At 41.9% G+C, this 24,914-nt stretch carries 44 protein-coding genes and 1 tRNA gene; 16 read left to right on the top strand and 29 right to left on the bottom strand.

The annotated features are described in order from the left end of the window. The first annotated feature begins 61 nt into the window (after positions 1-61). The gene (locus tag SOI83_RS02470; RefSeq protein ID WP_320677041.1) at positions 62-289 is read left to right on the top strand and encodes a hypothetical protein; all 228 of its coding nucleotides are present in this window, start codon (positions 62-64) and stop codon (positions 287-289) included. Between the two features lie 77 nt (positions 290-366). On the opposite strand, the gene SOI83_RS02465 is transcribed toward SOI83_RS02470, so the two are convergent. Together SOI83_RS02465 and SOI83_RS02460 are read right to left on the bottom strand one after the other, a co-directional pair. After that, positions 367-654 (bottom strand): SemiSWEET transporter, encoded by a 288-nt coding sequence (locus SOI83_RS02465; RefSeq protein ID WP_320677040.1) that lies wholly within the window; start codon positions 652-654, stop codon positions 367-369. Between the two features lie 45 nt (positions 655-699). Further along, entirely contained in the window at positions 700-1,050 is a 351-nt protein-coding gene (locus SOI83_RS02460; protein WP_320677039.1) for a hypothetical protein, read from the bottom strand. A 1,202-nt stretch (positions 1,051-2,252) separates the two neighbouring features. Here SOI83_RS02460 and SOI83_RS02455 point away from each other — a divergent pair. Beyond that, positions 2,253-2,326 (top strand) — tRNA-Pro (locus tag SOI83_RS02455). 214 nt (positions 2,327-2,540) lie between these two features. Here the strand turns inward: SOI83_RS02455 and SOI83_RS02450 are convergent. After that, positions 2,541-3,953: an iron uptake porin gene (locus tag SOI83_RS02450; RefSeq protein ID WP_320677038.1), complete on the bottom strand. Its 1,413-nt coding sequence runs from the start codon at positions 3,951-3,953 to the stop codon at positions 2,541-2,543. A 545-nt stretch (positions 3,954-4,498) separates the two neighbouring features. On the opposite strand from SOI83_RS02450, the gene SOI83_RS02445 reads away from it, so the two are divergent. Further along, a complete protein-coding gene (locus SOI83_RS02445; RefSeq protein WP_320677036.1) occupies positions 4,499-4,723 on the top strand; it encodes a hypothetical protein in 225 nt (74 codons plus the stop codon). Between the two features lie 67 nt (positions 4,724-4,790). On the opposite strand, the gene SOI83_RS02440 is transcribed toward SOI83_RS02445, so the two are convergent. Both SOI83_RS02440 and SOI83_RS02435 read right to left on the bottom strand, forming a co-directional pair. Beyond that, on the bottom strand, positions 4,791-4,967 hold the full coding sequence (locus SOI83_RS02440) for a hypothetical protein (protein WP_320677035.1): 177 nt from the start codon (positions 4,965-4,967) through the stop codon (positions 4,791-4,793). Next, on the bottom strand, positions 4,964-5,164 hold the full coding sequence (locus tag SOI83_RS02435) for a hypothetical protein (protein ID WP_320677033.1): 201 nt from the start codon (positions 5,162-5,164) through the stop codon (positions 4,964-4,966). Before SOI83_RS02435 ends, SOI83_RS02440 begins: the two co-directional genes overlap by 4 nt. Before the next feature lie 171 nt (positions 5,165-5,335). Here SOI83_RS02435 and SOI83_RS02430 point away from each other — a divergent pair, with 171 nt between their 5' ends. Both SOI83_RS02430 and SOI83_RS02425 read left to right on the top strand, forming a co-directional pair. Then, entirely contained in the window at positions 5,336-5,482 is a 147-nt protein-coding gene (locus SOI83_RS02430; protein ID WP_320677032.1) for a hypothetical protein, read from the top strand. A gap of 94 nt (positions 5,483-5,576) precedes the next feature. Then, entirely contained in the window at positions 5,577-5,708 is a 132-nt protein-coding gene (locus tag SOI83_RS02425; protein WP_320677031.1) for a hypothetical protein, read from the top strand. 56 nt (positions 5,709-5,764) lie between these two features. Here the strand turns inward: SOI83_RS02425 and SOI83_RS02420 are convergent, their stop codons facing one another. The 7 genes from SOI83_RS02420 to SOI83_RS02390 all read right to left on the bottom strand — a co-directional run bounded on the left by SOI83_RS02420 (position 5,765) and on the right by SOI83_RS02390 (position 7,664). Continuing rightward, positions 5,765-6,073: a hypothetical protein gene (locus SOI83_RS02420; protein ID WP_320677030.1), complete on the bottom strand. Its 309-nt coding sequence runs from the start codon at positions 6,071-6,073 to the stop codon at positions 5,765-5,767. Positions 6,074-6,097: 24 nt separating this feature from the next. Continuing rightward, positions 6,098-6,304 (bottom strand): translation initiation factor IF-2 N-terminal domain-containing protein, encoded by a 207-nt coding sequence (locus SOI83_RS02415; protein ID WP_320677028.1) that lies wholly within the window; start codon positions 6,302-6,304, stop codon positions 6,098-6,100. 15 nt (positions 6,305-6,319) lie between these two features. Beyond that, positions 6,320-6,538 carry a hypothetical protein gene (locus SOI83_RS02410; protein WP_320677027.1) on the bottom strand — a complete coding sequence of 73 codons (219 nt, stop codon included), beginning with the start codon at positions 6,536-6,538 and terminating at the stop codon, positions 6,320-6,322. Next, a complete protein-coding gene (locus SOI83_RS02405; protein ID WP_320677026.1) occupies positions 6,535-6,723 on the bottom strand; it encodes a hypothetical protein in 189 nt (62 codons plus the stop codon). Before SOI83_RS02405 ends, SOI83_RS02410 begins: the two co-directional genes overlap by 4 nt. A 2-nt stretch (positions 6,724-6,725) precedes the next feature. Continuing rightward, the gene (locus SOI83_RS02400; RefSeq protein WP_320677025.1) at positions 6,726-6,911 is read right to left on the bottom strand and encodes a Signal peptidase I; all 186 of its coding nucleotides are present in this window, start codon (positions 6,909-6,911) and stop codon (positions 6,726-6,728) included. Positions 6,912-7,100: 189 nt separating this feature from the next. Next, positions 7,101-7,322 carry a carbonic anhydrase gene (locus SOI83_RS02395; protein WP_320667413.1) on the bottom strand — a complete coding sequence of 74 codons (222 nt, stop codon included), beginning with the start codon at positions 7,320-7,322 and terminating at the stop codon, positions 7,101-7,103. Continuing rightward, positions 7,323-7,664, bottom strand: coding sequence for a DUF1330 domain-containing protein (locus tag SOI83_RS02390; protein ID WP_320677024.1), 342 nt, complete (start codon positions 7,662-7,664; stop codon positions 7,323-7,325). It lies immediately after the preceding gene. A 30-nt stretch (positions 7,665-7,694) separates the two neighbouring features. Between SOI83_RS02390 and SOI83_RS02385 the strand changes: the two genes are divergently transcribed. Further along, on the top strand, positions 7,695-7,889 hold the full coding sequence (locus SOI83_RS02385; RefSeq protein ID WP_320677023.1) for a hypothetical protein: 195 nt from the start codon (positions 7,695-7,697) through the stop codon (positions 7,887-7,889). 11 nt (positions 7,890-7,900) lie between these two features. On the opposite strand, the gene SOI83_RS02380 is transcribed toward SOI83_RS02385, so the two are convergent. The 3 genes from SOI83_RS02380 to SOI83_RS02370 all read right to left on the bottom strand — a co-directional run bounded on the left by SOI83_RS02380 (position 7,901) and on the right by SOI83_RS02370 (position 10,111). Continuing rightward, positions 7,901-9,100 carry a tyrosine-type recombinase/integrase gene (locus SOI83_RS02380; RefSeq protein ID WP_320677022.1) on the bottom strand — a complete coding sequence of 400 codons (1,200 nt, stop codon included), beginning with the start codon at positions 9,098-9,100 and terminating at the stop codon, positions 7,901-7,903. A 424-nt stretch (positions 9,101-9,524) separates the two neighbouring features. Then, positions 9,525-9,848 (bottom strand): hypothetical protein, encoded by a 324-nt coding sequence (locus SOI83_RS02375; protein ID WP_320677021.1) that lies wholly within the window; start codon positions 9,846-9,848, stop codon positions 9,525-9,527. A gap of 47 nt (positions 9,849-9,895) precedes the next feature. Beyond that, a complete protein-coding gene (locus SOI83_RS02370) occupies positions 9,896-10,111 on the bottom strand; it encodes a hypothetical protein (RefSeq protein WP_320677020.1) in 216 nt (71 codons plus the stop codon). Positions 10,112-10,325: 214 nt separating this feature from the next. On the opposite strand from SOI83_RS02370, the gene SOI83_RS02365 reads away from it, so the two are divergent. Together SOI83_RS02365 and SOI83_RS02360 are read left to right on the top strand one after the other, a co-directional pair. Next, positions 10,326-10,682 (top strand): DUF3764 family protein, encoded by a 357-nt coding sequence (locus SOI83_RS02365; RefSeq protein WP_320677019.1) that lies wholly within the window; start codon positions 10,326-10,328, stop codon positions 10,680-10,682. A 282-nt stretch (positions 10,683-10,964) separates the two neighbouring features. Further along, positions 10,965-11,582, top strand: a complete 618-nt coding sequence (locus SOI83_RS02360) for a DUF938 domain-containing protein (protein ID WP_320677018.1) — start codon at positions 10,965-10,967, stop codon at positions 11,580-11,582. Between the two features lie 349 nt (positions 11,583-11,931). On the opposite strand, the gene SOI83_RS02355 is transcribed toward SOI83_RS02360, so the two are convergent. The 5 genes from SOI83_RS02355 to SOI83_RS02335 all read right to left on the bottom strand — a co-directional run bounded on the left by SOI83_RS02355 (position 11,932) and on the right by SOI83_RS02335 (position 13,735). Beyond that, on the bottom strand, positions 11,932-12,147 hold the full coding sequence (locus SOI83_RS02355) for a hypothetical protein (RefSeq protein WP_320677017.1): 216 nt from the start codon (positions 12,145-12,147) through the stop codon (positions 11,932-11,934). A gap of 533 nt (positions 12,148-12,680) precedes the next feature. Continuing rightward, positions 12,681-12,881: a DUF2905 domain-containing protein gene (locus SOI83_RS02350; protein WP_320677016.1), complete on the bottom strand. Its 201-nt coding sequence runs from the start codon at positions 12,879-12,881 to the stop codon at positions 12,681-12,683. A gap of 170 nt (positions 12,882-13,051) precedes the next feature. Further along, entirely contained in the window at positions 13,052-13,216 is a 165-nt protein-coding gene (locus tag SOI83_RS02345; protein ID WP_320677015.1) for a hypothetical protein, read from the bottom strand. Then, positions 13,216-13,515, bottom strand: coding sequence for a SemiSWEET transporter (locus tag SOI83_RS02340; protein WP_320677014.1), 300 nt, complete (start codon positions 13,513-13,515; stop codon positions 13,216-13,218). The genes SOI83_RS02345 and SOI83_RS02340 overlap by 1 nt, the downstream gene beginning before the upstream one ends. A 7-nt stretch (positions 13,516-13,522) precedes the next feature. Then, a complete protein-coding gene (locus tag SOI83_RS02335) occupies positions 13,523-13,735 on the bottom strand; it encodes a hypothetical protein (RefSeq protein ID WP_320677013.1) in 213 nt (70 codons plus the stop codon). A gap of 1,495 nt (positions 13,736-15,230) precedes the next feature. Between SOI83_RS02335 and SOI83_RS02330 the strand changes: the two genes are divergently transcribed. Beyond that, positions 15,231-16,046 (top strand): sulfotransferase domain-containing protein, encoded by an 816-nt coding sequence (locus tag SOI83_RS02330; RefSeq protein ID WP_320677012.1) that lies wholly within the window; start codon positions 15,231-15,233, stop codon positions 16,044-16,046. Positions 16,047-16,215: 169 nt separating this feature from the next. On the opposite strand, the gene SOI83_RS02325 is transcribed toward SOI83_RS02330, so the two are convergent. Both SOI83_RS02325 and SOI83_RS02320 read right to left on the bottom strand, forming a co-directional pair. Further along, the gene (locus SOI83_RS02325; RefSeq protein ID WP_320677011.1) at positions 16,216-16,632 is read right to left on the bottom strand and encodes a trigger factor family protein; all 417 of its coding nucleotides are present in this window, start codon (positions 16,630-16,632) and stop codon (positions 16,216-16,218) included. Between the two features lie 42 nt (positions 16,633-16,674). Continuing rightward, positions 16,675-16,806, bottom strand: a complete 132-nt coding sequence (locus SOI83_RS02320; RefSeq protein ID WP_320677010.1) for a hypothetical protein — start codon at positions 16,804-16,806, stop codon at positions 16,675-16,677. Between the two features lie 307 nt (positions 16,807-17,113). On the opposite strand from SOI83_RS02320, the gene SOI83_RS02315 reads away from it, so the two are divergent. The 5 genes from SOI83_RS02315 (at position 17,114) to SOI83_RS02295 (ending at position 19,408) form a co-directional block, all read left to right on the top strand. Next, the gene (locus SOI83_RS02315; protein ID WP_320677009.1) at positions 17,114-17,287 is read left to right on the top strand and encodes a hypothetical protein; all 174 of its coding nucleotides are present in this window, start codon (positions 17,114-17,116) and stop codon (positions 17,285-17,287) included. 106 nt (positions 17,288-17,393) lie between these two features. Beyond that, positions 17,394-17,594 carry a hypothetical protein gene (locus tag SOI83_RS02310; RefSeq protein WP_320677008.1) on the top strand — a complete coding sequence of 67 codons (201 nt, stop codon included), beginning with the start codon at positions 17,394-17,396 and terminating at the stop codon, positions 17,592-17,594. Between the two features lie 276 nt (positions 17,595-17,870). Beyond that, positions 17,871-18,134 (top strand): hypothetical protein, encoded by a 264-nt coding sequence (locus SOI83_RS02305; protein WP_320677007.1) that lies wholly within the window; start codon positions 17,871-17,873, stop codon positions 18,132-18,134. A 93-nt stretch (positions 18,135-18,227) separates the two neighbouring features. Next, positions 18,228-18,617, top strand: a complete 390-nt coding sequence (locus SOI83_RS02300) for an antibiotic biosynthesis monooxygenase family protein (RefSeq protein ID WP_320677006.1) — start codon at positions 18,228-18,230, stop codon at positions 18,615-18,617. Between the two features lie 533 nt (positions 18,618-19,150). Next, a complete protein-coding gene (locus SOI83_RS02295) occupies positions 19,151-19,408 on the top strand; it encodes a hypothetical protein (RefSeq protein ID WP_320677003.1) in 258 nt (85 codons plus the stop codon). Positions 19,409-19,656: 248 nt separating this feature from the next. On the opposite strand, the gene SOI83_RS02290 is transcribed toward SOI83_RS02295, so the two are convergent. The 3 genes from SOI83_RS02290 to SOI83_RS02280 form a co-directional block, all read right to left on the bottom strand. After that, complete coding sequence (locus SOI83_RS02290; protein WP_320677002.1) at positions 19,657-20,130, bottom strand: hypothetical protein; 474 nt, start codon at positions 20,128-20,130, stop codon at positions 19,657-19,659. Positions 20,131-20,202: 72 nt separating this feature from the next. Beyond that, a complete protein-coding gene (locus tag SOI83_RS02285; RefSeq protein WP_320677000.1) occupies positions 20,203-20,382 on the bottom strand; it encodes a hypothetical protein in 180 nt (59 codons plus the stop codon). Between the two features lie 12 nt (positions 20,383-20,394). Further along, positions 20,395-20,643, bottom strand: a complete 249-nt coding sequence (locus SOI83_RS02280) for a DUF1651 domain-containing protein (RefSeq protein ID WP_320676999.1) — start codon at positions 20,641-20,643, stop codon at positions 20,395-20,397. 190 nt (positions 20,644-20,833) lie between these two features. Between SOI83_RS02280 and SOI83_RS02275 the strand changes: the two genes are divergently transcribed. After that, positions 20,834-21,115 carry a hypothetical protein gene (locus tag SOI83_RS02275; protein WP_320676997.1) on the top strand — a complete coding sequence of 94 codons (282 nt, stop codon included), beginning with the start codon at positions 20,834-20,836 and terminating at the stop codon, positions 21,113-21,115. A gap of 52 nt (positions 21,116-21,167) precedes the next feature. On the opposite strand, the gene SOI83_RS02270 is transcribed toward SOI83_RS02275, so the two are convergent. The 4 genes from SOI83_RS02270 to SOI83_RS02255 all read right to left on the bottom strand — a co-directional run bounded on the left by SOI83_RS02270 (position 21,168) and on the right by SOI83_RS02255 (position 23,782). Then, positions 21,168-21,878: a phosphoesterase gene (locus SOI83_RS02270; RefSeq protein WP_320677592.1), complete on the bottom strand. Its 711-nt coding sequence runs from the start codon at positions 21,876-21,878 to the stop codon at positions 21,168-21,170. Next, positions 21,878-22,693, bottom strand: coding sequence for a metallophosphoesterase family protein (locus tag SOI83_RS02265; RefSeq protein ID WP_320676996.1), 816 nt, complete (start codon positions 22,691-22,693; stop codon positions 21,878-21,880). Before SOI83_RS02265 ends, SOI83_RS02270 begins: the two co-directional genes overlap by 1 nt. Before the next feature lie 5 nt (positions 22,694-22,698). After that, positions 22,699-23,481, bottom strand: coding sequence for an ATP-binding protein (locus SOI83_RS02260; protein ID WP_320677591.1), 783 nt, complete (start codon positions 23,479-23,481; stop codon positions 22,699-22,701). 82 nt (positions 23,482-23,563) lie between these two features. Continuing rightward, entirely contained in the window at positions 23,564-23,782 is a 219-nt protein-coding gene (locus tag SOI83_RS02255) for a hypothetical protein (protein ID WP_320676995.1), read from the bottom strand. 477 nt (positions 23,783-24,259) lie between these two features. Between SOI83_RS02255 and SOI83_RS02250 the strand changes: the two genes are divergently transcribed. Next, positions 24,260-24,700, top strand: coding sequence for a DUF1499 domain-containing protein (locus SOI83_RS02250; RefSeq protein WP_320676994.1), 441 nt, complete (start codon positions 24,260-24,262; stop codon positions 24,698-24,700). Positions 24,701-24,914 lie beyond the last annotated feature (214 nt).

Here is a 24,914-nt window from a genome sequence, read left to right as displayed (position 1 = left end):
TTCTTTGAAGTAGGTTTATTTAGCTAATACCTCGATGTCCGTAGCTTAGAAGGAGTTTCCTATGACTGATAAACAGGAGTCAAGCTCTTCGACTTTGGACTTGTTAAGGTCTCTTTCCTCTTTATTGTTATCCCTTAGCAGTGCGGCGAGCCTTTTGGTAATAGCTATTTCAATCTTGCCGTTATCTCAGTGGGCAAAACATCAAAATGAGTGTGTAGAAAGTCAAAAAGGGAATGTTGGTGTTGCCTATGAGGTTAGTTACTGTAATGGCAGGGTCCCTGGCCCTTGAGTCCTGTTGATTTTAGAGTTATTTTTATTACATACAGATTTTTCGTTTTCTCTGTATTGAGTTACTGATTAAATATTTTATACTTCTGACTCTTTTGGCAAACTGTCAAAAATGAACTTGAGGATAAGAATAGTGATCCCCAGGATGAAGGTAATTATATTAAATAGAATTACTGGCAGCGAGTGTATTCCCCATCCATATATTTCCCATAAAACTATGCCCGTTACAAACAAGATAAACATAACGTACGAGATATCTTTTGCTGACTTAGATGTCCAAACTTTTATTAATTGAGGTACGAACGCAATTGTGGTAAGACTTCCAGCTACTAGCCCAAGTATGTCTATAGATTCAAGATTCTCCATGAGCTTGATTTTTGTAATTCATAAATATTCTATTGCAGTTACTATTCAGAAGCCTGTAAGTATACCGAATATAAAGAGTAGGGCTATGACAAGCCCGCCACCAATGTAAAGGAGGTTTCCAGAAAATTTATCTTGCTGGTAACGAGGGATCCCATCACCGACTGTTACAAGTGCACCCCCACTTTTGTACCAAATCCAATCTCGTATTGGCGGTGTTTTCATTAATTCGTCTCTCGTTAGAGCTAACCCCAACTTTTGTGAGGCTTCGAGAAGTACTGCAACCATTGCTTCCACATCTTCGGCATTTGACAAGGCCTCATTGGTCTTTTCGGCCCCATCTAGAGCTTCAACCAATAACTTGACCCTTTCATTGACCGTTAGGTTTTTGGGGTTCATGTCAATATGCGGTTTGCTTATTTTAGGTATTATCTCAGAGATTACAAATCAAGATGAAATAGAAGTGATTTCAATGAGACTTCTAATTGTTTCAAGCCATTTGATGTAGATATGTAAAAGGAAAGTAAACGAACTGGAACAGTATTTTCAGCTGCTATAAATATTTTTTTGTTAGTTGATAGGTTGATCTTAGAATTAGTCTCTACCATGAACGCTTCTAAAATTGCCTGTGAAACTAAATTGAGGTTGGTTGGACCCTAAATTCTGAATTAATTTACTAGTGGCATATTTGCCAAGTCTATTGAGACTAGGAGCCTTTGCTGTTGCTACTGGCATTGGATTCAAGAAATTCTAGAACTAGCTTAGGCAGAGATGTACTTCTGGTCATCTCCTTGTATGTAAAGAATTCATGCCCTTGACATTTTCATCTTGGAAATCGGTTGTGCAAAATCGAGTACCTCTTTTTGTCTAAAGATTCTTATTTCATCATCTTTTGGATCTTTCAGAGTCGCATGCTAAAGCTGGAAATAAGTTCTGAAAGAATTAGGTGTTAGCCATTTAGTGCATCCAGTTTGTTTTTGGATCTCTTCTATCAGCGATCCCTTGGCATGACAGGCGTCTCCTGTTCTAAGGAGCTTTTTGTCTATGCTTTACCATAAACATTCTTAATCCGGATTGATCGACAACCATCTTTCTTATTGTCGAGCTCTCTCTGATAGCAGTTAAATTAACTAGTTAATAGGAGGTCAATCGTGTTTCATTGGTTGGGGGATGCCTTTTTGGCAGTTGGCTTTGTTGTTTTCTTTTTCGTATTGGCAATGCCTGTTAAGGATGATGATGAGAAGGAAGAGGCTGATTTATAGGGCTTGAGACTTGAAAATTGAATATCTATAAATTGTTGTATTTAGGTGAATATATATGTACATAAATTGAGCAGCTAAGTAATTAAAGGATTTAGTTTATGGGAGATAACTCCTTGCAACAGCTGTTTTTAGACCTTTCTTGCAGCGAATAAAGAGCAGCTCGCACCATTAAAAATTTTTCTCCACAACACTATTTGTTAATTATGTCCTCAAGCAGTCCCATTCATGGCTAGGGATGTCTAGCCCAAAAAATTAATTAAATATTTAGCTCTATAGAGAGCTTACAGGGAAACCAAACACAGATTGGCTTCCTTGCTTTCAAGCACTAATATTAAAAAACGGGGCGTGGCGCAGTTTGGTAGCGCGGGTGCTTTGGGAGCACTAGGTCGCAGGTTCGAATCCTGTCGCCCCGACTGGCTTTTGACGGATCTCAATTGAGAAAGGGGCGCTGTAGGGGGCGCTAGCTTATTGCAATAGCTTGTCCCTACAGCCTTTTGGTGCGTTGTAAGCGCCCCCAAGTGGAACTATGAGAATCAAATGGACTAACTAAGTCATAGGGCCAACTTTCTGTCAAAAAAAAGCACCCACCAAATCGATGGGTGCTTCAAATTTGATTTAAAGGAATTATTAGAACTGGAAAGTTGTTTTAACTAAGCCACCGGTAACGTCATCAGCACCATCTTTCTGAATTGTGAAAAGAGCAGGTGTAACGGTGACATTGTCACTAACAGCCATTGAGTAATAAACCTCATAAGCCAGAGGATCGTCATAGCCAGAGTCATCTCTATGGCCTTCGGCAGTGCCGATTGCTACTCCAAGATCATTACCTTCAGCACCGAAATCGCTCCACACAACTCCAATAGACCATGTGGTCTCATCTTCGATGTTGTTGGTGTCATCTTCCTTTTCAGGAGTTTTCCATCCCATGCCTGCGCTGAATGCAAGGCTGTTTTCTAGTCGATAGACGCCGCTAATTCCATAGGCGTCATAGTCATTGGTATTTGCAGTGTTTGTTGCGTTCCCTCCATCAGAAGTGGTGTAAATAGCAGCAACTGTGAAGTTATCTCCATTCCAAGAAAGCTGAGCACTTAAATCATCAGAACCTTGTTCTGTTAAAACACCTTGAGATGCATCATCTGCTTCATCAGAAACAAAGAGAAGTGATGCGCTCAATTGATTTTGTGAGTAGGTGATACCTGCTCCAGCACCCATTGCTTTGCTATATGCAGCATTAGCTCCTGCATGGGTCAAGACATTCAAAATGGAATCACTTGGATATGCACTGGGCCATACGCCAAGTAGATCATCTTGACGAAGCTTTGTACCAAATGTTGCGTTGAAGTTATCGCCTACTGGGAATTTGTAGTAAGCACGGTGGAGATTTAACCCATCACTACTGTTGAAAGCCGTCTCCAAGCGTGCACTGCCCATCATTCCAAATGGATCCATGTTGTTGAAGTTGCCAGTTCGAATAACCGTTTTCAACAAATCCTTACCAGTAAAGCTTGTATGAGCCATTAGCTTGGTGTCGTAATTAAAAGTGACTGCTTCCTTACCGCTGACTCCATCAACACCACCAACTACAAAACTAGTTTTTCCCATAATCATGGTTCTTGGAACATGTTCTCCATGTCCCATAGCTGAGTGATCCATACCACCTGCATCTGCTACTAGTTCTGAGGAACGACCTTTGATTACAGAAAGATCAGATCCGAACTCAGTGATTAGGCGACTCTCTTCTTGGTTAACCTGGGCAACTTCGCCGAGGCAGGTGTTAAGAAGGTCAGCTGCTTCATAGCGAGTCATGCTGCCTTGAGGATTGGCTGCTAAACATCCATGGCGTTCAGCGAGTTGAGTTAAGGCCTGATGCGCCCAATCATTTGGATGAACATCAGAGAATTCTGAGATGCTCTTGACTTCTGAACTAGAAGCTGAGTAGACGGAAATACCATTGACATTTAACTCAGCGGCATTGGCAGCCATAGGAGCTAAAAGGCCCAACGCAGCTGGAGCTACCAGTAATTTCTGAAAAAGTTTCATTTGTTCCTCACACGAAAAGTGCAGAAATGCACTTGGGCATTATTAGCAATATTTGCAAATTAATCACCTTAGAGTGTGATATTTGCCACATATTGGATCTCAAACTTTAGAAAAGACAGATAACTAGTAAAAACTTGCTCATTCCTTAACTCAGATTAGGACAATCAATATCAGCACCTAAGAGCAAGAATCTTCCATAGAAAGATCTGGTTAGGAGGTGTTCATGGATCGAGTTTTGAACAAACTAGTTTTCCCAAAGGACTAGGTCGCAGGGGGGCGCTCTAGGGGGCGCTAGCAAGTTGAAAGCCCTTTAAATACGTTCTAAGTTCTTGCAATATTGAGTCTCAAATCGATTTGCATCGCTTCTAAAAACCCTTTAACAGCAATCGTTCTGAGCAAGTCTCATCTTTTGAGTCAATGTCCTTTGGGAGCACTAGGTCGCAGGTTCGAATCCTGTCGCTCCGACTGGAATAATGCTGTAATTGCAATGGTTTTGGCTATTATCTAGTCAGCCCAATATTTTGTTGGCCCTTTTGAGCCAACAAATGCCCAAATCCATTGGTATGGCAGAAGTGCCTGGAGCACTAGGTTTTGGAGCAACTAACCGACCTATAAATGCGGTTCATCCTTCCCTTGGAATCCTTGCTGAAGTATTGACTTCAACCTTCAGATCTATTGAAGGTAGAGGTGTTCTAAGCAAGTTCTTACCTGAGTTGGTAGTGGAGTTTGGCTGTGCTTTAGCAATCACGCAAAGGGAGCTAATGCTTTAGTTGCTTAGTCCAAAGCGTTTCTGTACTGCTTTGACAGCTTTCTTATCTAACTCGATCAGGTTCATAACTAGAACTCAGGGAACTCAGCTCTGCTTCCAAATAACCAAGGTATGACTTTCAGCACTATCCACATGTAGAGAGCACCTTCGAGAATTCCAAACAAATACAAGGTGTAACTAGACAACTTCAATTGTTCTTGACCACGCTCTATCAGGTTTCTATGCCAGTCAATAATTTTCTTCATTTCATTACCTTAGGGTTTTCAGTTAAGACGTTCTTATAAACCCAGTAGCAAGCGTATCCCGTAATAGCTATAGGAAGTAAGAAGCCTACGAGTTGAAAGACAACATATAAAGCAATGGCAGCTACACCGATCTGCTTGATAAGCAGCCTGTTGTCATCAGTTAGGTCTTGCCAATAGCCAGTGATCTTTTCAATCATGTTGTTTAAGAAGCGAGTGGTTCGTCGTCATGAAATGAATCCCTGTATTCCTGAATTGTCTTTGGTTAAAGGCGTAGAAGTTGATGGAACCCTCAGTCATTAGGGGGAAAACATTGGTTAATCCTCCACATCTCTAATGCTGACATGGTTGGCAAGGGCTAGAAAGGGAACATGAACCACCTCACTGCCACCTACATCGATTTCATTCAGACCATTGGTGTCTTGGTGATCTTTGGTGTTGCTGCCTATGCGGTCAAACAGATGCTGCTTAAAGATGAGCAGCGGATAGAGAGAGTCGATGTGAGGGTTGAGGAATGAGCATGCTCAACACCTACCTATTAATTGATGGCAGCTTGATGCTCGTTGGCTTACCACTGCTCCTGATTTGGAAAGGCAGAAAAGAAGCCAAGTCATGACCAAGCCTGAACGCAACTTTGATGACGACTCTTATGACGAGGTAGAAGAACGCCTCAGGGAGCAAAATCCAGACGAAGAAGATCGTGCTTACTTCCCTGTTGAGGAGTCAAAACCTCCGAATTATTGAGAGGCTGCCGCAAAGGCACTAGAAAGTACTTTAGGGAAGGTATTCCCTAATATCTATTAGTAATAAAAGCCATAAAGATCTTTGAACTCTGAATACGCCACGCCATTCAAAATACAAGAATTAAAAGCGATGACCTTAAATTCATTAGGGTAATCAGCGTTTTTCTTTTCGTATTCTTCAAGATCAATCCCCCACTCCTGTTGAAAGTATATCCTTGCATTTTTAAGCTCTTCTTGTGTTTCAGGCATTAATTCAAACGCCTCTTGATAGAGGTCAAAGAAATTGATCTTGTCTTCAGTTTCTTTGCAAACTGAGGCAAGCTTCCAATAGTTTTGAAGTTTTCTTTTTTGAGTGGGTTTTGCCATGGAGCCATTCCCCTTTACTCAAACTTAGGACGACTTCTCTTGGTAGTAGGCCGTGAGCTTTTTGATGTGCTCAGGGCTAAGGCAACTAATCCTTGATGTCGCTGGTATTTCTAGAAGCGTGCAAACTGCAAGTAAGTCATCCGTGCCAACTTTGAGCTTCTCGGCAAGCTCCAAAACTCTGATCGTCATATCACTTTCAGGCAGTGACCTTATCGAAAGCCCTCGACCCATTCCGGTTGTTTTGTTCTAGAAGGCATCAGGATTATCTCGTTTGTGTTGCCTTGCTTTTGTATGGCAGCTTTCAGGGGACCAGCGGTTTCTTATTGCTTCCATAAAGTCGTAAATAAACTCATCGGGACAATCAAGTTCCTCTTGTAATTCGTTCAGTTCATCAATGAAGAACTCAGAAACACGAGAAATAGGCCCAGTATTTTGTTCCTCTGTTGGCTTCCACTTCTCACTCATTTGGATGGTTTCTTTAGACCGAACATTTCTGCCATCTTGCCAGTTAAAGCAAAGTATCCAATAGCCGCAACAAACAATCCAAAAGCAATCAGATTGGGAACAATCCCTCCAATAATCTGTGCCTCCCCAAAACCTAGAAAGGTAATCACAACAAATACTCTCGCCCAGGTATCAGCAAAAATCATTGTTATCCAATCCCTGGGATATCAAAAGGAAGCTTGTCTCCTACCGCTACTAAGACTTTCTGAACGGCTGGAATACGTAATAGGGCTAAAGGAAGAACAATGTTCAACACGATCCAAGCTCCTCCAATGATTGGAGCCCATTTGCCAAACTTTTTTAGAAAGCCTTTTTGTTCTTTCACCTCTGCCATTGATTTCAAAAGAGTTAGATCATTGATTCTTTCTAGCTGTGTTTGATGCTTTTAGCTCTAAGGGATACGGCTATATACCCAGGGTGGCGAGGTGATATTCCTGTTCTATATGAAGAGGCCCTCGGAAATCTGAGACAAGAACAATCAAGCCTCCGGACGACCTACAAAGAAGTCCGAAGAGGGACCCATTCAACACTTAGGAAGGTTTGACTCTTCTTCGCTTCTTTTCACTGATGGATTCCGATAACAACATCGATCAATAATGGGAGCTATACCTTCTTCTAATTCTTGTAGAAGCTCAGCTTTAAATACTTCTCTATTCTCAAGCGTTGGTGGTTCGTACCCTGATTCTTGAACATCTAATAAAAGAGCCAAGATGGTTCTATGGAAAAGGGGGTGACGTAAAGACATTTACTTGCCCATTGCTCTTCTTAGTTTTGTTGCTTCATCCATCCCTTCCATGATCGTGAAGGTTGCATTCTCTGTAGCGGCTTTGCGGATTTTGCTTAGCTCTTGATACTCCGCTGATTCATAAGCCTCAACAGCTATACGCATGGAAGGGAACTCACAAATAACAGCTAAGTTTGCACCTTCTGTTTGTTCTTTCCCAAGCGGCTCAGTATCTTTTGCGAAGACTTTGCCCCCAACTTCTTTTAGCCAAGGCCCTACCTTTTCTACGTATTCAGCAAAGAGTTCTTGATTAATAACTGTTGAGGTTGAGATCCAATAGCCTTTTGCACCTTTTTTGTCCATAAGAATAAGTTAGTCGAAAGCGTAGGGCATGTGCCCTCCATCGACATCAAAGCATTTCTTTGCCTAATTAACATCACTGAAACGTCCCGTAAGGACGAGGTGATTACGGCTGCTTGCGAGTTGGTCGATCAGCAAGACGCAGTAATCAAAGACCTCCAGGGCAAACAGAAAACTCTTTTTGTATTGCTCAGCATCATCACGACCATTCACCTCATCGCACCTTGAAAACTGAATAACTAAGCAGCTTTTTCCCTTGCGTTTCTCTTGGCATATAGGTCTGCTGTCCCATCTGGAATGAACCGGGCATAGCTCTCTAAATGAACCTCAAGGGTGTGACCCATAGCCGCGGCGATATTGGAAACAGGGAATCCAGCAGCATGAGAAGCCTTGGCGTATCTATGCCTGAAGGTATATGGCACCAATACTTCGCCTACATGCTCGGCTTCTTTTTTAAGTGCTTTCCATACAGGTCGTCTTCTTAGATGAGTTCTTAACGCTTCACCCCCATCACCTTCATCACCTAAAGGGGGAAGAGATTCATCAGCTTCAATCCTTACTTGCAGATTCCAATCAACAAGATTGCCGTCCATATCTTTCAAAAACAAAGAATGGAGTCTTCGAGGCTCAGTTTTATCTCCCCTCTTTCCACCTTTTGATTTCTGATATTTACACCAGAGTTCTTTGCCATTTGGTCCTTCTTTGATGGCTAGGTGGCGAAGTTCTTCTGGTCTTAGTCCATAGACCGAGCAAAGTTGAAAAGCGAATCGCCACTTCTCATCAGGCTCAAATTCAATAAGCCGAAGGATTTGCAAATCAGTTAAGGCATAACCGATCCTTTTAGGTTTTCTTGTTTCCGGGATATGAGCTGGCGGAGCATAAGCAGCGATCAACTTTCCACGCAGGACACCCCACTGAAGAAAGTTCTTGAGACTGCGACGAGCAATCTGTCTTGATCTGCTTCCTTGTTCCCATTGCTCAAGCGCTTTCATCATCAGCTCTTCACCGTCCTTTGGTTTGCCTTTTGTCCTTTGCATTAAGACGGCTGCTCGATTCAAAACAGGGACATAACTTTTCTGCCAAGTTTTTTCACTGGCATTAGGAACAAAAGGTTTGAAGTCCTTGATTAATTCATTCCATGCAATTTCATGTTTTGAACTAGATACTTCCGTTACTTCACAACATTGGGCAAGAGTTAGTTTTCCTTTCCCTTGGACATATCGCTTATAGATTTCCAGGATTCTTGGTAGAGCCTGCGAGCCGCCTTTTTTAGTCCATGCGAAAGGTAAAACTTTTGATTGCTTGCCGTTGTCTCTTATTTCTAATCGAATTTGTCCGCGACTTTGAGAGATGAACCATTGGTCGGTAGAGGCCAAAGATTCCTTGAGAAGTTCCCTAACTGCTATCACCCAACTGTCTTTCTCAACTTGCTTAGGCATCGACCGGGTGCTTGGGATTCACTAGGTCATACTGTGGGAAAGGCGTGGGAAAACGTCAACCTTTAGCGGCTTTTTCCGAACTACGACGAACAAAGAATCTAGCTGTTATAAAGGTTTAGGACTGAGATCCCCTGATTTAACTAAGTTTGACCGGTTGCTTTTGGAGCACTAGGTTGCAGGTTCGAATCCTGTCGCCCCGACTAGTAATTGCAATGCTTTTCGAGGAAGCTCGAAAGGTCTCAACTGAGAAAGGGTAGCTCTAGGGGTAGCTAAGAGATTTCAATAGCCCTATTCGCAAGGGTTACTGCTGCTCTAGCTCCCCCCTCATAAGCACTCGTGCCACCTCACAGATCCTCAAAGTAATTGAGATGACTCAAAACCTAGTAGTGGCAATACCTGTTCGAGTGCTACCAAAGCAACTTAATCAAACCTCCTCTGCTGAAACCACTTCTGCATCAACTACATCTTGCATTTCACTAAAGTCATTGTTTTTTTTGTCTATCCAATTGTTGATTCCACTTACAAGAGGTTGAGAACCTCGAAAGATAAAAACAGCAGTGGGAAGAACACTAATAATTCCAACCACTGGGCTCCTAAAAAGTAATCGACCAGCTTTCACATTAAAAAGGATGATCAATATGGAAGGGATCAATACGGCCAGGATTGTTTTAAGGGCTTCCAACCAACCGACTCGATAGATCCACCAAATTGAAACGATACCGGCAACGTATAAGACGAGATAGGTCATAAATCAATCATAGGTAAATAATCAACGGCGACCAATTCAGAAATTAGTTACCCGAATAATGATCTTTGGAGGTCTTGTTCTTGATTGATGCTTTTTTGATGTATAGGCCTTGCATACTGCTCTGAATAAGCAAAGTTCTTGCAGCATTCATTCGGTTCTGGAATCTCGTGCTGGTTCATCAGCGCAACCATTGCATCGACCTCACCTTCGATTCGATCGCTATTCCAGTTGTAAGGAATTTGGTACTCGTGAAAGTTCATCATCTTTTCGAAGGATTCATCGTCTCGTTTGGCATTACAGACAAGGTGGTGAGCCGTCGGATGGACCGGAAAACCAATGCCTTAAAGCAAGTAGGCATAGAAATGCATGACGAATCACACTCACTTGTTTACTTACCGTTTTTTTATTATTCACATCCTGTTCTGAACCTTGACAACATAAGGTTTTGGTTGATCTTTATAGAGGATTGATTTTCTCATGAGAACCTCTGCAATTGTTGGACTAGCTGCTGCTGCTGTTGGAGTTTTGATTGGTAGTCAACTTCCACGGGAGGTCGTTTCTGCTCCGGTTTCTATAACTACTTTCAAAATTAAAGTTCCATTTGACCAATGGGCTGCAGGCTTTGATAGCAAAGAAGCTGATCAGATGCATAAAGCCAATGCGATTAAGCCCTTATTCAGAGGTGTCAATATCGATGATCCAACTAAGGTTGTTGTAATTCATCAATCAAGACCAGGGTTCGTTGAGAAGATCCTTTTTGAAAACAAAAAAATGATTGAGGCAGGTGGTCACATTATGAAAACTACCCGAACAACGAATTGGTCATCCCAGTAAAGGCTTTAGTTCTAATTAGCAACTAAGTCATCATCACTAGTGAGTCGGATAGAGGTTTAGAAACAGTGATGTCTCTAAATCGAGCAGTTAAGGGCTAGGTAAAGCCTGAGCCTTCGGACGACTCACGATGAAAGCTCCAGGAAGGACCCTAATTAAATCTTGGGAAACCTTTGGGGTAGGTCGCGTCATGCACCCTGATATCACGGTTGGTTGGGGTTTACTTTTGAAGAAGCTGAATGCTTAGTTAGGAGATAAGACTTAAATGGTTCATACCATGCACTAATGGACCAAAGACTCTTTTTCCCGGCAACTGAACGAAACAGAGGCGCCATAGGAGAGGTCCTTTCTAAAATTCTTCCTTCAAATGGATTTGTTCTAGAAATAGCTAGCGGTAGCGGAGAGCATGGAGTGACATTTCAAGAACGCTTTCCCAATATTCATTGGCAAACAAGTGATCCGGATCCCTCCTATAGAAAAAGTATTAGCGCTTGGATTAAGCATCAAGGATTAATGGCCAAGATGCCTCAACCATTAGACCTGGATGCTCAAAAAAGACCTTGGCCTCTAACTAAAGAATTTCGATCGTCTCTTAAAGCCATCGTCTGTATCAACATGATTCACATATCTCCATGGGGTTGTTCACAGGCGTTGTTTGAAGAATCTGGGAAACTCCTAGAGAAGGATCAATGGTTGATGTTATACGGACCTTTCAAAAGGAATGGTGAACACACTAGTGAAAGCAATGCGCGATTTGACCAGTCACTAAAGGTACAAAACCCAACTTGGGGTGTTCGGGATTTAGATGGGGTCAGTGAAGTAGGAATAAAGAACGGATTTGAAAACCCTGATATTTTTGAAATGCCTGCCAATAACCTGTCTGTCATTTTTCAGAGGCGATAGACACAGTAGAGCTGGTTATGGGTCCTTTGTAGAGCTTTGTTCAAGAGGGGTATTCGATGCTCGTAAATTCTCTAGCGATAGAATTTTTAGCTAAAGATAACTAATTAATGCGTAAGACATTTGCAACAATTAGTAGAACGGCAAGAATTTTAGGATTTAAAAGTAGATCAACTCTTTATTCATGGATCGATAAGGGTTGCCTAGATGACTTTTATATCAAGATGCAAAAGGTCGTAGGTATTTAAAACAAGAAGGTTTGAGTGAATCTATGGTCGCCAATACCGTGCTAACTGCTAGAGGCAATGCCCTTAGTTAAGTGTTAACTGTCCACACTTGTTAAGAGTCGAGCCTAGTAAGACTTCGAGCCTTCCTCTTCAATACCGGTTACATAGACAAGAGATCGGACTGGGTCTTTAAAAAATACGGATTCACAAGGACGAAAAGCGATGGCTATAACTGAACTCCGGACTAAAAGCAAATGCTCCAAGCTTGCTGCAAATTCTGCATCTGATACCAAAGCTGTGACCTCAAACTTAATGCCACTATCGATCCCCGAGCATTCCACCCACAAAAAAAGCCCCCATGCAGAAAAGAGGCTCTTGTATTAAGACCGTTTGATCCCCATCACCCGGCCGTTGAATGGAACCTACACACTGTCAAGCGATTTGTCATCGGTAGATACACGCTATTTATGGGGTTTCTTAATATCTTTGATAAGAAAAAACCCTACAAATGGGGGTTGATTTTGAGCTGAATCAGCCTTAGAAATAAGGTCCCCATCACCCAGGTCCGTAGCGTTTCGCTAGGACCTTTTTTATTGGCTGCAGAACTTGCCACATATCTCGCAGATAAGGACAAGGTTTCAGTTACCACTGCTAGGAGATGGGCGGTAGAACCTTGAGAATTGAATCACTAGGTATTAATAGTCTTCTTGTAGATGAAAAAAGCTAAGGCTAGTGACAGCAGGGAATCTAAAGCTACGAAAACATTTGCGGCTGGGCTCCCTGGTTCAAACCCTCCAGCCCAAAGGGTAAAACCTGCATGGCCTAATAGCCATAGAATGGACAACCCAATTTGAATAATTGAAGATGCAGTCACCTATTTGCTGAGCAAATTAAAAATGACTGAAACCACCAAACTCACAAGAATGCAACTCACGATTGGAAAGTAAAAGGTTGAGTTCTCACTCCTCAAAACAATGTCGCCTGGTAGTTGACCTAAACCCAAATTCTTCAGATAAGGATAAAGAACTCCGATAGCAGCAATACCAAGCCCAAAAGTAATTAGCAGTTTTTGCATTCCCTAATTATGCAGCGTTTAAACCAACGTTTCTATTTGCAGAATGACTTCCTACTGCATGTGGATGTTTTGCTCTTGCTTATCTCCTGATGGCTCAGTGAAGCTGAGATAAATAAACAGAAGTGTGAGCGGACAGAAAACGATAGGAGCGATAGGCCAGAAGTAGCGCATTATTCCTCCCTGGGTATTCCCAAATTTCTGTTCTCCTTGTCCTTATTGATCTCCTCCTTGACCTTGTTGTAGTAAGTGATCTCTTCAGGATCATTTGAACCAAGTCCATATCCCATCGTTGCTGCGAGGTAAATCTTGTGTTGTCTATGCGGGCTAAGAGTCATTACTCACTTGTTTGAGTACTACTAGGTTGCTTTCCGTAGATCAACTTAAGAGTAAGGATTGTCACGTTAAGGATGAAGGTAATTATGTTTGCGATAAGAACAGGGAGAGCATTTGTTTGTATTGCATAGACGATCCAAAATAAGAGACCAGTGATGAACATCAAGAGCATCACGACCGACACATCCTCAGCCTTTTTAGTTCTCCATGTCTTTATGACCTGAGGTAAGAAAGCAATGGTCGTTAATGCAGCTGCTATAAAGCCGAAGGTGTCAGGCTTTATTAGTGGATCAATTCCCATTTAGAAATCAAAAGCTCTGACTCTTTTTGACTACAAAACCTTTCTTAGTAATAAGGGCCTCTTCTACAACATCAATCCCTTTGACGATTGAAATTTCGCCTTTAAGGCCAAAGGAAGCAAGATCTGAGCCCATTTGTTTGATAACTTCCGCCTCCACCAGATTCTCGTCAACCTTTTCAGGAGTTACCTTCGCAAAAAGCTTATGGGTTTTAGAAGCCACTACTTCTGTCGAATTGGTGATCTTTACGAGGATCATTGAAAACAAAACACTGTGAATAATCTACGCAGCTTTTGGGCAGCGTTTCTTTTCGCCTAAAGGTCTGTCATGCCAGCAAGTCAACGCTTAAGACCAGCAATGCGGATCAAGTTGGCAATGGCTAGAAAGGAAGCATGAACCACCTCACTGCCACCTAGATGGATTTTATTCAGACCATTGGCGTCTTGGTGATCTTTGGTGTTGCGCCTATGCGGTTAAACAGATGCTGCCTTCTTTAGAGAAAGTACAAATCAAAGTAGAAGACTTAAGTGGATACTCTTGACCCGCTAAGCCAAGTTGCTGGAGCTAATGCTCCTTCCTCGCTGCTTCTGATCATGGGATGTATTGGAGCGTTTTTTTCTGGTGCGTTGATTACCTCCCTAATGAGAGGGAGGAAAGAGCAGGGTTGGTTTCAAGGAAAGGATAAAGACGACCAATGACTAATCGCGAATGAAACTTTCATGACGACTTATATGAGGAGGTAGAAGAACGCCTCAGGGAGCAAGATTCAGCAGAAAGGTCTTATTTATCAGGCTTTTTTTTGTAATAGGTCGTCAGCTTTTTGATGTGATCAGGGCTAAGGCAACTAATCCTTGAAGTCGCTGGTATTTTTAGAAGCGTGCAAACTGCAAGTAAGTCATCCGTGCCAACTTGGAGCTTCTCGGCAAGCTCCAAAACTCTGATCGTCATATCACTCCATCCCCGAGCATTCCACCCACAAAAAAAGCCCCCATGCAGAAAAGAGGCTCTTGTATTAAGACCGTTTGATCCCCATCACCCGGCCGTTGAATGGAACCTACACACTGTCAAGCGATTTGTCATCGGTAGATACACGCTATTTATGGGGTTTCTTAATATCTTTGATAAGAAAAAACCCTACAAATGGGGGTTGATTTTGAGCTGAATCAGCCTTAGAAATAAGGTCCCCATCACCCAGGTCCGTAGCGTTTCGCTAGGACCTTTTTTATTGGCTGCAGAACTTGCCACATATCTCGCAGATAAGGACAAGGTTTCAGTTATCACTGCTAGGAGGTGGTCTACCGCATCTTGAAAACTGAACTATTCCTGTCGCCTTGCCTGGTTTTTTAGTGATTGGATTTTTCAGAAGGGATCTCTCGAACTTTAAAAATGGCGTTTTGATGGTCTTTAGAGCCTTTTCGGAGACCCGAAGCTTGTCTTCATACTCGCTGAAAATTCTTCAGTAAAGGAGGCGGGTATTCATATAGAGATTGCTAATAACAACTTTTCAAAACCTCAAATACCATCTCCTGAAACACGACTGTCAAAACTGTATTGGCCTTATTTTTAAAATTAGTTAGAAATTTGTTTTGATTTTGGTGGTTTCGCTTATCTTTAATTTGTTCAGCAAGTCGGAGCCTATAGCTTATGCTCGTAAATATTAAAGAACATGTAATATGATTTTGAACAGAAGGCATGATCCACAACTAATGCGAATGTTGTGACAATAATTAAAATCAAATTTAATGATTGCACTCTTTCGGCATCGGAAAAAGTAAATGCACCCCTAATGGTTTGTTCTCATGAAAGAAGTGGTACTCACTTCTTGATGAATTCAATTAATAATTCTTCTGAATATACTTGTAACCCTTTCCTTGATTTCGACTACCACAATTTAGGTAATGCTATTAATTTCTTTGATTCCAGTCAAATTGCAGATTTCTTAGTAAAAATTAAATCCTTTAAGGAAGGTGGTAAGCCGTTTTATATGAATAGCATAATAAAATCACACTTCCCAATAGAATTTGTTAAAGAAGCAGTAGATCAAGGAATGAAAATTGCTTATATCTATAGGGACCCTTACGAGGTAATCTTATCCTATTGGCGGTTTGTTTGTTCATTAGACTGGTTTGAGGCGCCATCCACTGCTTCTCCATTAGAACTAGCGAAACATATTCCCGAGGGCAGATCTCAAAGATATCAACTTAAAACTCACGCTAATTATTTTGAGCGCTGGGCTTATCATGTATCATCTGCTTTAATAATGGCAGAGAATAACCCCAATATTTGGATTATTTTCTACGAAGACTTATTAGAAAGACATTCACTTACTATGAAACAACTTTATTCATCATTATCACTTGAATGCTTTAATGAAATAACATTACCCAAAAAGTCTCAAACTTCATATATTAAAGGTAATGACATCCCAGTTACTCTACATCAAGAATTAGAATTAAGGAAATTTTGCAGTTTAGAGCTGGAAAAATATCCTAATTTAGCTTCACTGCTAAGCGCTAGAAAGAGGGAAAAGTAGAAAGTTAAATGCTAAATAAATCCCAGGTGTAAAAAAGTAGGTCTTTATTTGTATCTGGACCACCAAAACCAAAGGACTAGATTTGATGGAAATTAAGACTTTTTAAGAGAGGGTTTTACTAATCAATAGCTTTACTTCGATCACGTGATAGTAATCTCCATTCTTCTTATTAAGTAGTAATTCCTAGTTGGATTCCTCTCTGCTTTTCCTTGGAAACCACCTCGGCTTGAAGGCTGAAAGTAACATTCTGATCAGGTCTGAAGCGATCTACCAGAGTTTGAAGTTCTTCTTTCATCTCGGCTTCAGAGCTGGGTTCGAGTGACTCTTGAACCAAGGCTTCCTTCCAGGCTCGATCAATCAGTTTCTCTAGGGCTGCAGCTTTAATTCGTGCCACACCGATTTGCTGAAGAATGACTGGCTTAGGGACCTTGCCCGGACGGAACCCTGGAAGTTGGATGGAACGACCTAAACGCGATAAAGCTTCGTCATAACTGGACTTACAACGTGCTGCTGGGACTTCGATTTCCACTGATATGCGATTTTCAGGAAGCTCCGTGACTTTGATTTTGAGTTCGGTTTTTTTCATTGGTAGTTTCTGAATCCTTTTCTAGTCCTCCCCAGCAGCAGTTCAATAATGGGGAGGTTTTGACTCCTCAAGAGGGAAGTAAGCAAGATCTTCTTGGCCTGGAGCATGATCTCTGAAGCTTTCTTCTACTTCGTCATATGAGTCGTCATCAAAGTTCCTTTTGTGTTCAGTCATTACTTGTTTTCCTTTTTGCCTTTCCATATCAGTAGCAGTGGCAAACCCAAAAGCATCAAGATGCCATCAACCAATAGATAGATATTAATCATGTTCATTGTTCAACTCTCAGATTGACTGGCTATTACTGCTGCTCAGCTTCAAGCAGCATTTGTTTAGGAGCATAGGCGCAACACCAAAGATCACCAAGACGCCAATGGTCTGAATAAAATCCATCTAGGTGGCAGTGAGGTGGTTCATGCTTTGTTTTAGCCTTTCCTAAAAATCAAAGCATGATTAAGAGAAGTTCTAGACTTCTAAGAGAACGATGCATAACACCTTCTTTCTTCTTGGGAATGCTGGGCGGGTAAACCTTCTTTATGGGGTTGCTGTTGTTGGGTTCCTTGTGGGTTCTTGGTTCCTTGGTCGTGCCATCACTGTGATGACCAAAGGTCAAAACCCTCTGGTATGGAAGGGACTTAGAAAGAAAGATGAAAACTAATGCAGCGCTTACTACTTTTATTTCTCCAAGCTCCTCAACGAGGTATAGCAGTAGGCCAGTTTTATGAGTAACCGATCGATGAAGATTTCATCTATCCAGATTGGCAATGAACCTTGCTGACAATTACGCCCGATTATTTGTTGTGATGAGTGTCTTAGGTCTTGATGCAGCGAATACTAGTTTTGCCAAGGCTGAAATTGTTGGAGGCATACTTCCAAACCTGATTGGCTTTGGTTTGTTTTTTGCGGCTATTGGCTATCTTTTGTTCACTGGCCCTTTATTTGGCAAAGGTAAAAAGGATGGATAATTGGCCAACTGTTGAAGCCGCTAATCGAGCGGTTGGTATTGTCGGGTTTCTTTTATTTGCTGCAAGTACTGCCTACTTGGTTTGGCAGTTCAAAAGGTTTTTTGGAAAGCCATAAAGATCGGTGGCTCTTAATCCCAATAGACAACACGAGATTTACCTCGTATCAAAGATAGGCTATAGCTCTGGTTCTAATGATTCTCAAGAGATCGCTGACTTCAACAAGGTCCAAGAGGAAATAAATAAGAACAGAATTGTGGGAATACCTAGACAGGGTTAATGCGCTACTTCTGCCCGTATTGCTCACCTCATTATCAGATTCATGAAGAACGTTCTGATGGCGTCATGGTTTGTGGTTATTGCGGAGACCCTTTAGTGAAAGAGCCTACTATAAAGTTAACTCAGATATTTTCATTCATAGCAGCAATTGCCTTCATTTCTCCTTTGCTAATTACGGCTTTTTCTTTTATCCAAGACTGGAAGAGACCTCAACCCCAAAGAAGCATACAAGTCGTAAAAGCTCTAATAGGAACGGAGTTATGACTGGCTTTTGTCAGTAGACCGTGAAGAGATGCCTCTTGACATCGAAAATCCTAGAAATATATTTAATGCTTTATCGACTTGTGAGTTCTTTTGATGGTCAAATTTGACAGTTCAACTCCTTTCATCCTTATTGCTCGTATTCAAATTAAGCCTGATAAAGTTTCAGAATATTTAGAACTTGCAACTAACACTGATGCTGCTGTTCAAGCTTCTGAGCCAGGCATGTTGCATCACACCTTTGATCAAGATCCAGAAAACCCTCTTTGTTTTACATGGTCAGAGGTCTACAAAGATGATGAAGCTTTCCTTTCCCATCTGGCGAATCCACCAGTTGGAGCATATTTGCAAGGACATGCGCAATTAGGAGACGGATTTACCGTTGAGGTTTATGGAACAGTTGGAGATAAGTGTAAGACTGCTTTAGAGGAAACAGGCCTTCCTGTCAAAATATTTGAGAGCAAGTGTGGATATAGCAGGCTATAAAGATTAAACGGGGGCCATGAATATTTGGTTTTGAACCCAATTCTTTTATGTGATATATCTGCTATTAGGTTTATTAGAATATCTTGCTATCAATCCTATAATGATCAATGAATAAGATTAAAAATTAGTATAGAAACCCAATAGAGTTTGGGCAAGAAAACATAAGTTGTCTAGCTGCACTTTTTATTTCTTTGGAATCCTTGAGAAGAAGATGCCCTCTTCAAGTGTATATTACTGAAACTATGACTTGGTTATTGGGTATTAGACGAGCCTTCCCTGAGCCCTAATCATGCGACATTCTTAGCACTTGCATTTTTTTGCTTATCAACGAGGTATTGCACTGAAGAAGTTCTACTAGGATTCCTTCAGTGATGATTTGATCTACCTAGATTGCTGATGAGCAGAGTCAAATTAAATCCAGATCTAGATGAGGTTGGGAATACCTTCAAAATCTTTGTCATCTCTTTGACGGTTGTTCTTAATGCATCAGTATTTATGTGGTTCTTTTTCTTCTCAGGTCTAACTAATTAGTTATGGGTGATTCACTTCAGAAAGCTTTCTTGGGTATTATTGCTTTGGGCCTGTCTTGCATCGCTATAGAGCTGGTACCTGTTGCGAGGCATGCTGCTTACTGGAACCGTTGCCTAGATAGCACACTCGGTTGGATCAATGAAGCTTCTGATTTACATGGCTGGGGTGACAAAGCCAAACAGGCTCTTGCGGTTGGTGTATGTAATGGTGCTGTCTATGAACCTAAATTGAAAACTGATAAAACTCGTTCAAAACCTTGACCAATCACGAAACTCCGAGAGGAAAGAAAAGAACGCTTTAAGGTGATGTCTAGTGCCAATAGGAAAGCCTTGATAGACAAAACATGAAAGCTCAAGGATGAGAGGAAGGCAGCGGAGTAAAAGGCGCAATTTGTAGTGAAGCGGAACTCTGAGATTTGATCCAAATCACCAGTGGTTTTTGAGAATTCCACACAAAAAAAAGGCTGGGCAAATACTTGCCCAGCCTTTCCTAACAATCTGCGGAAGCTTTACTTTGCTGCTACTGCTACAGCTTTTGTAGTTTTTCTTGCGCTTTTAGCTGGTCTTCCAACCGCTTTAGTAGGGGTTGCTTTAGTCATGCGCTTTGCAATAGCTTTTTTGGAAGCGGGCTTTTTAACCGTTGTCTTTTTAAGAGCTAATTTTGGGGATTTAGCTGCTTTTTTGGTCGTTGTCCCTTTACGAGTTCGGTGAGACAAGATGAGGGCCCACTCTTCTGCAGAGATGCTTGGCGGTTTGTTGCCATGTTCTTCAGAGACCTTTGCAGCTTTTTCAATATCCTTGATTAGGTTTTTCCAAGAAGCTGCATAACGCTTGTCAGACTGGGATTTCGCCCCACTTTCGACTAAAGACTCAACAACACCTTCAGCCGTAATCTTCTTACGCCTTCGGTTGAAGACTTCTTTCTGAAGCTGAGCGATCATGGCATCTGCCTTGGCGCTCACTTTTATGGTTAGGCTAGACATTTAATGGCTATTTACTAAATAGGCAATTTATATATCTAGCACATAACTGTTCCCTATCCCTAATCTAACGAGCTATATCAGCTCGTTTTCCACGACTTTGACTCCGTACTGACCTGCAATACCAATCAAGTCTTCTATCTCAAGGTCTAGGAAATAGCCTTTGATGCACTTATAGGCATTGAAGCTTGCGTAGTCGTCCTTTCGTTTGTGCATAGCTCTAGTTATTTGTTGAGCTAGTTCTTCTTTAGTCATGATCATTCCTGGCTAAACGTCAACGTCAGAGCCCCATTGAGGACTGACTTTTCTCCAGCCCTCTTGTTGGAGCTTCATCCACTCTTCTTCGGCTTCATGTAAAGCAACATAGCTACGACTTTTTAAAAGAGTATGCTCATTTGGTAGTGGTCTTCCTGAATCAATAAACACTTTTGGGTAACGCAACCAGCTTTTTTCATCTCGATGAAAACGCTTGGTGTTTTTCGTTTTTGGATCTTGCAACCAACCTTGTTTTTGCATGTTTCTTTTCGCTTAGGAAATGGTGTTGCTACAGCTCTCCAGCCTTCAGCACGCCAGAGCGCATATGGAGATGCAGATGGGGCCATGCTCTTACTCCTCTTTCAGTAGCAGTACTTATGTACTAGCAGGGGTGTGGTGCAGTTGTCAACTATTTGATCAAGCAATTCAATAGAAAAAACAGCTGATTGTCATGGAAAATTTTTTTACTAGAGCACAGGGTAAAAGAATCCAAGCTACAGCTATGGGACATCCTCCTGAAATAGCTAAGCCCTACGTCTTTGCTGGAATGTTGATTTGGAAGGCGATGCAACTCTCAGTTGAGTTAAAGGATGTAGATAAGGCTAAAGAGCAGGTAGTTGACTGGTATTGCAATGCATCTTCTGAAGAAGTGGAAAATGAGATTCAAAGCACATTGAAAGATGGCATCACCATCGAAATGATTAAGGAGACTCTTGAACAAGAGATGCCTTGAAGATGCTTATAGATCTCAGGGATTGGGTTCGTTTATAGAATGCTGAAGCTTCTTAAGCGAATCCCAGCCCTGTTGTCTTGGTTTGATTGCTGGCGGTAAGAAAGTGTGTTTTATCACTACCAACGTCATAAATGGTGTAATTCAGCCCTGCCCCAATGCCTATCACTTTTCGCTTGGGAACTGTCTGTTGATATTGACGTTTACCGCTCAGGTCCTTTACTTGCGAGTCGATCCCTCCTCCAGTTAGTTCAAGATGAAACTGTTGAGTGCTACGCGCTGTGAAAAGTCTGTTCACGCTAAGGCGGGTTAGTCGATCAAGAAGGATAAGTGGAGAGGTCTTAGGAGTCAGGTTGTCTCCTACGTTTGAAGAGCTTCCATGGATGAGTGCGCAGTCAAGTTCAATAAAGCCAAATTGAAGTGATGCGAGCCAGTTCATGTGAGAAGGATCAACAGTATTCAGTAATGCAGCAACTGCGTCTTCTCCTTGGCTGTCCCGCAGATCGTCGGCTTTTCGATCACCACGAAACCCCCGCTCTGCAAGCAGTTGCTCTTCCCACCAGCCATAGATGCAAGCTGGCTTTAAGTCTCCGCGTTGAGGATTTTGAAGGCGGTTTAATAGGACGTCACAGTTCCGCTCGGGTCCGATCAGATCTCCAAGGACAAATAATGACTTAACACCGCTAGTTTTCTTTAAATCGCGCTGAATCTGCTCGTAGACCTCCAGATCTCCGCGTAGACCACTTATTAGTGCCCATCTTTCAATCATCGTTCACAGACGTGACTAGCATCTTCAGCCTGTTCTGCGAATTCAAAGCCATGACTTAGGCGCCATGCGAACACTTTCGGTAGCCCTACTTCAATAATCGCTTGACACGTTCGCTCGACCTCATAGGCCACCTCTTTGATCTCAACTTCATCATTAGCATCGTCGTGAATTACATAGGTCGCATTTGTGCTCCCATGACGTGGTTCGCCAACTGATCCAGCATTGACGATTCTGCGCATCGGCAAGGCAAGTTCCTTTTCCTCAGCTTTATCGTTACTGCCGTTTTGTAAACGCACACGGATTGATCCATCCATTAATTCACGTACATAAGGCTGGTGGGTATGTCCGCAAAACAGAGTATCTGCTCCCGCTGTTTCTACACGCTCGAGCGCTGCAAATGCATCCATATCTGGTAGTAGGTACTCATGCTGGCTGTTGGGACTGCCATGCACGAATAGAAGTTGATTTCGACGTAAGGATGTTGGGAGGCCAGCTAAAAAGAGTTTGTTTTCATTTGTTAGCTGATCGGCTGTCCATTGGTGGGCCAGGTGCCCACGCCTTTCTGCTAGCTGTGAAGGGTAACTGCACTCACAGGCATTAAGACCATCGATGATATCTTCGTCCCAGCACCCCTGGCAGGTAGCGATGCCACGCTGTTGCACTAGCTCAACTACTTCATTGGGGTGGGGACCATAACCTACTAAGTCACCAAGACAGGTAATGGTGTTAATGCCCTGTCGGTCAATGTCATTCAGCACAGCTTCCGTTGCAGGGAGATTGGCGTGTAAACAGGAGATAATTGCATGTTTCATGGCGATTAATGTGAGTAAGTAGCTTCTTGTTGTCGATCTCTCAGAGACATTTGATGCATGTCGAGCACGGCATCGCTGAGTAGGCAGAGGTCGATTGTTGATTGAATTCGTTTGCAATCAAGTGCTTTGCCTTGCACCACAAGTTCAGAAAAGTTTTCAGGTCTACCATCTGGAGGCGCAATTGCTTTTAGAGGAATGAATTGTGAACCTTCTTGAGTCACGATCCAATTGCAAAAGATAGATCGCCCATCTGGCAAATTCATTAAGGCTTTAGCTCGATATACGTCGCCATAGGCTCCATTTACTAACTCGAACCAAAAGGTATTGAGAGAGGCTGGGTCCCAGACACTGTTTTGTAGGCCGAGGCTCCAGGATTCCAATTTGGTTAACTCTAATGTGTCCTTATTAGGTAATTCAGGATCTCGGCCAAAGTGGAGATACCGATCAGGGCGAAGTTGCAATGTTTCTAGCTGATTCTTTGCACGAGGATCGATAGAAGACATCCCCACTTCTTTAGGAGTGTGGAACTGTGGAAGTTCAATCAATATCAGGATGTCTTCTTGTTCTGCGATGGAAGTTTGTTTGCCTGATAGAGCTCGCATCTCAGGGGATTGATCTTTGAGAAACGTCAAATCAATCTCCGAGTTAGGTACCTGCTCTAAGTTGTTATCGGAGTAGCCAGTGAGTCTCAAATATCCACAAGCACCTTGGTAGTTGTTCATCATGTTGAGTATCCAGGTCGTTTTACCGCATCCTGGCGGGCCTGAGATTAGCCATGTCTGACCCATATCTTGGACAATGAAAGCCACAGGGAGAGACTACCAGCAAATGAAAACGATAATCATTTTGTTTAGGATCTGAAGATTCGTTTTAGCGCGCAACTTTAAAATTTAAAAATTCGCTAGCCATTGCTCTAGCTCTTTTGTATAAGAAAAAAGCCATGGTTAGTGTCACTATTGAATCAACAGCTACGAACACGTTTGCAGTTGGACTACCTGGTTCAAATCCTCCTGCCCAAAAAGTAAAACCCGCATGACCTAGTAGCCATAGAAGAGTCAACCCAATTCCAGTAATAGAAGATCCAGTCACCTATTTGCTGAGCAATTAAACGTGATCGAAAATACTAAGCTCACAACAATTCAATTTACGATTGGAAAGTAAAAAGTTGAGTTTTCACTCTTCAACATTAGCCCTCTGGGAGTTGTTCTAATCCCAAACTCTTTAGATAGACATAGAGGACTCCGATCTCAGCAATATCAAGTCCAAGGGTAATTAGTATTTTTTGCATTTTTGAATTATCCCGCCTTTAGGCCAACTTTCTCTATTTGCAGATTGACTTCTTCTTGAAAACGCATGCTTTACCATTGCATATCTCCGGCTCAATCTCTGTTAGGCAAGGAACCCGATGATCGGCTGACAGAAAACGACACGACCGATAGGCCAGAAGAAACGCATCAACCATCCAACCTATCTGCGTAATCTCTCAAAACTTCAGCAATTTTGTGGGGTGGTATTTCTTGCTGATATTCCCTACATAGATCAAAAAGCCTGTCAGTGAAGTCTTTCATGGGACTGGGGCTCTTCTCTTCTGTCATTGATCACTCCCTTGCATCGGTGATGTTGGCACGGTTTGTTAGAGCTAAAAAGGGAAGGATAACCAACTCACTTGATATGACAGCTCAACGATCTGGTCTAACTGCTTGCATGAGTCCTTTGAATTGCGTTTTTGTTCAGAAAGACTTTAATGACGTGGATAAAGCCTTTAGTGAACTTAAGAAAATTGCTGGCAACATTCCTAGAACAACAGTCCTAGAGGACAGCAATAATTATTGGAAAGGTGTTTGTCGAAGTTTAATTTTCAGATTTCCAGATGACCTTGAGATATTAAAAGTCAATCAAGAGATTATCCAAATCAAGTCTGCTTCCAGAATTGGTGCGAGTGATCTTGGGGTTAATCGAGGCAGAATTAACTATTTATTGAAGCAATTAGAAAAGAACACCCTTTGAAGGTTTCTATGGGAAGGAATGTTTCTTGAGGATTGTATCTTTATGTACAAGGTGTGCACTAGTAAAAAGACATTAATTCGAAATTTGTAAGTAGAATTGATCTCAACCTCTGAAAAATACTCCAATAAATAAAGGTAGTTAAAATACTTGGGCACTAACCTAATTGGTCTTAAATAATACTATTTCAAAAAGTTTGTTTCTATTTTAGGCTGGT

Origin of the sequence: Prochlorococcus sp. MIT 1300, from assembly GCF_034092375.1 — a bacterium.
GTDB lineage: Bacteria > Cyanobacteriota > Cyanobacteriia > PCC-6307 > Cyanobiaceae > MIT-1300.
The sequence above is the reverse complement of the archived record's forward strand: the minus strand, read 5'-3'. Positions and strand labels throughout refer to the sequence as shown.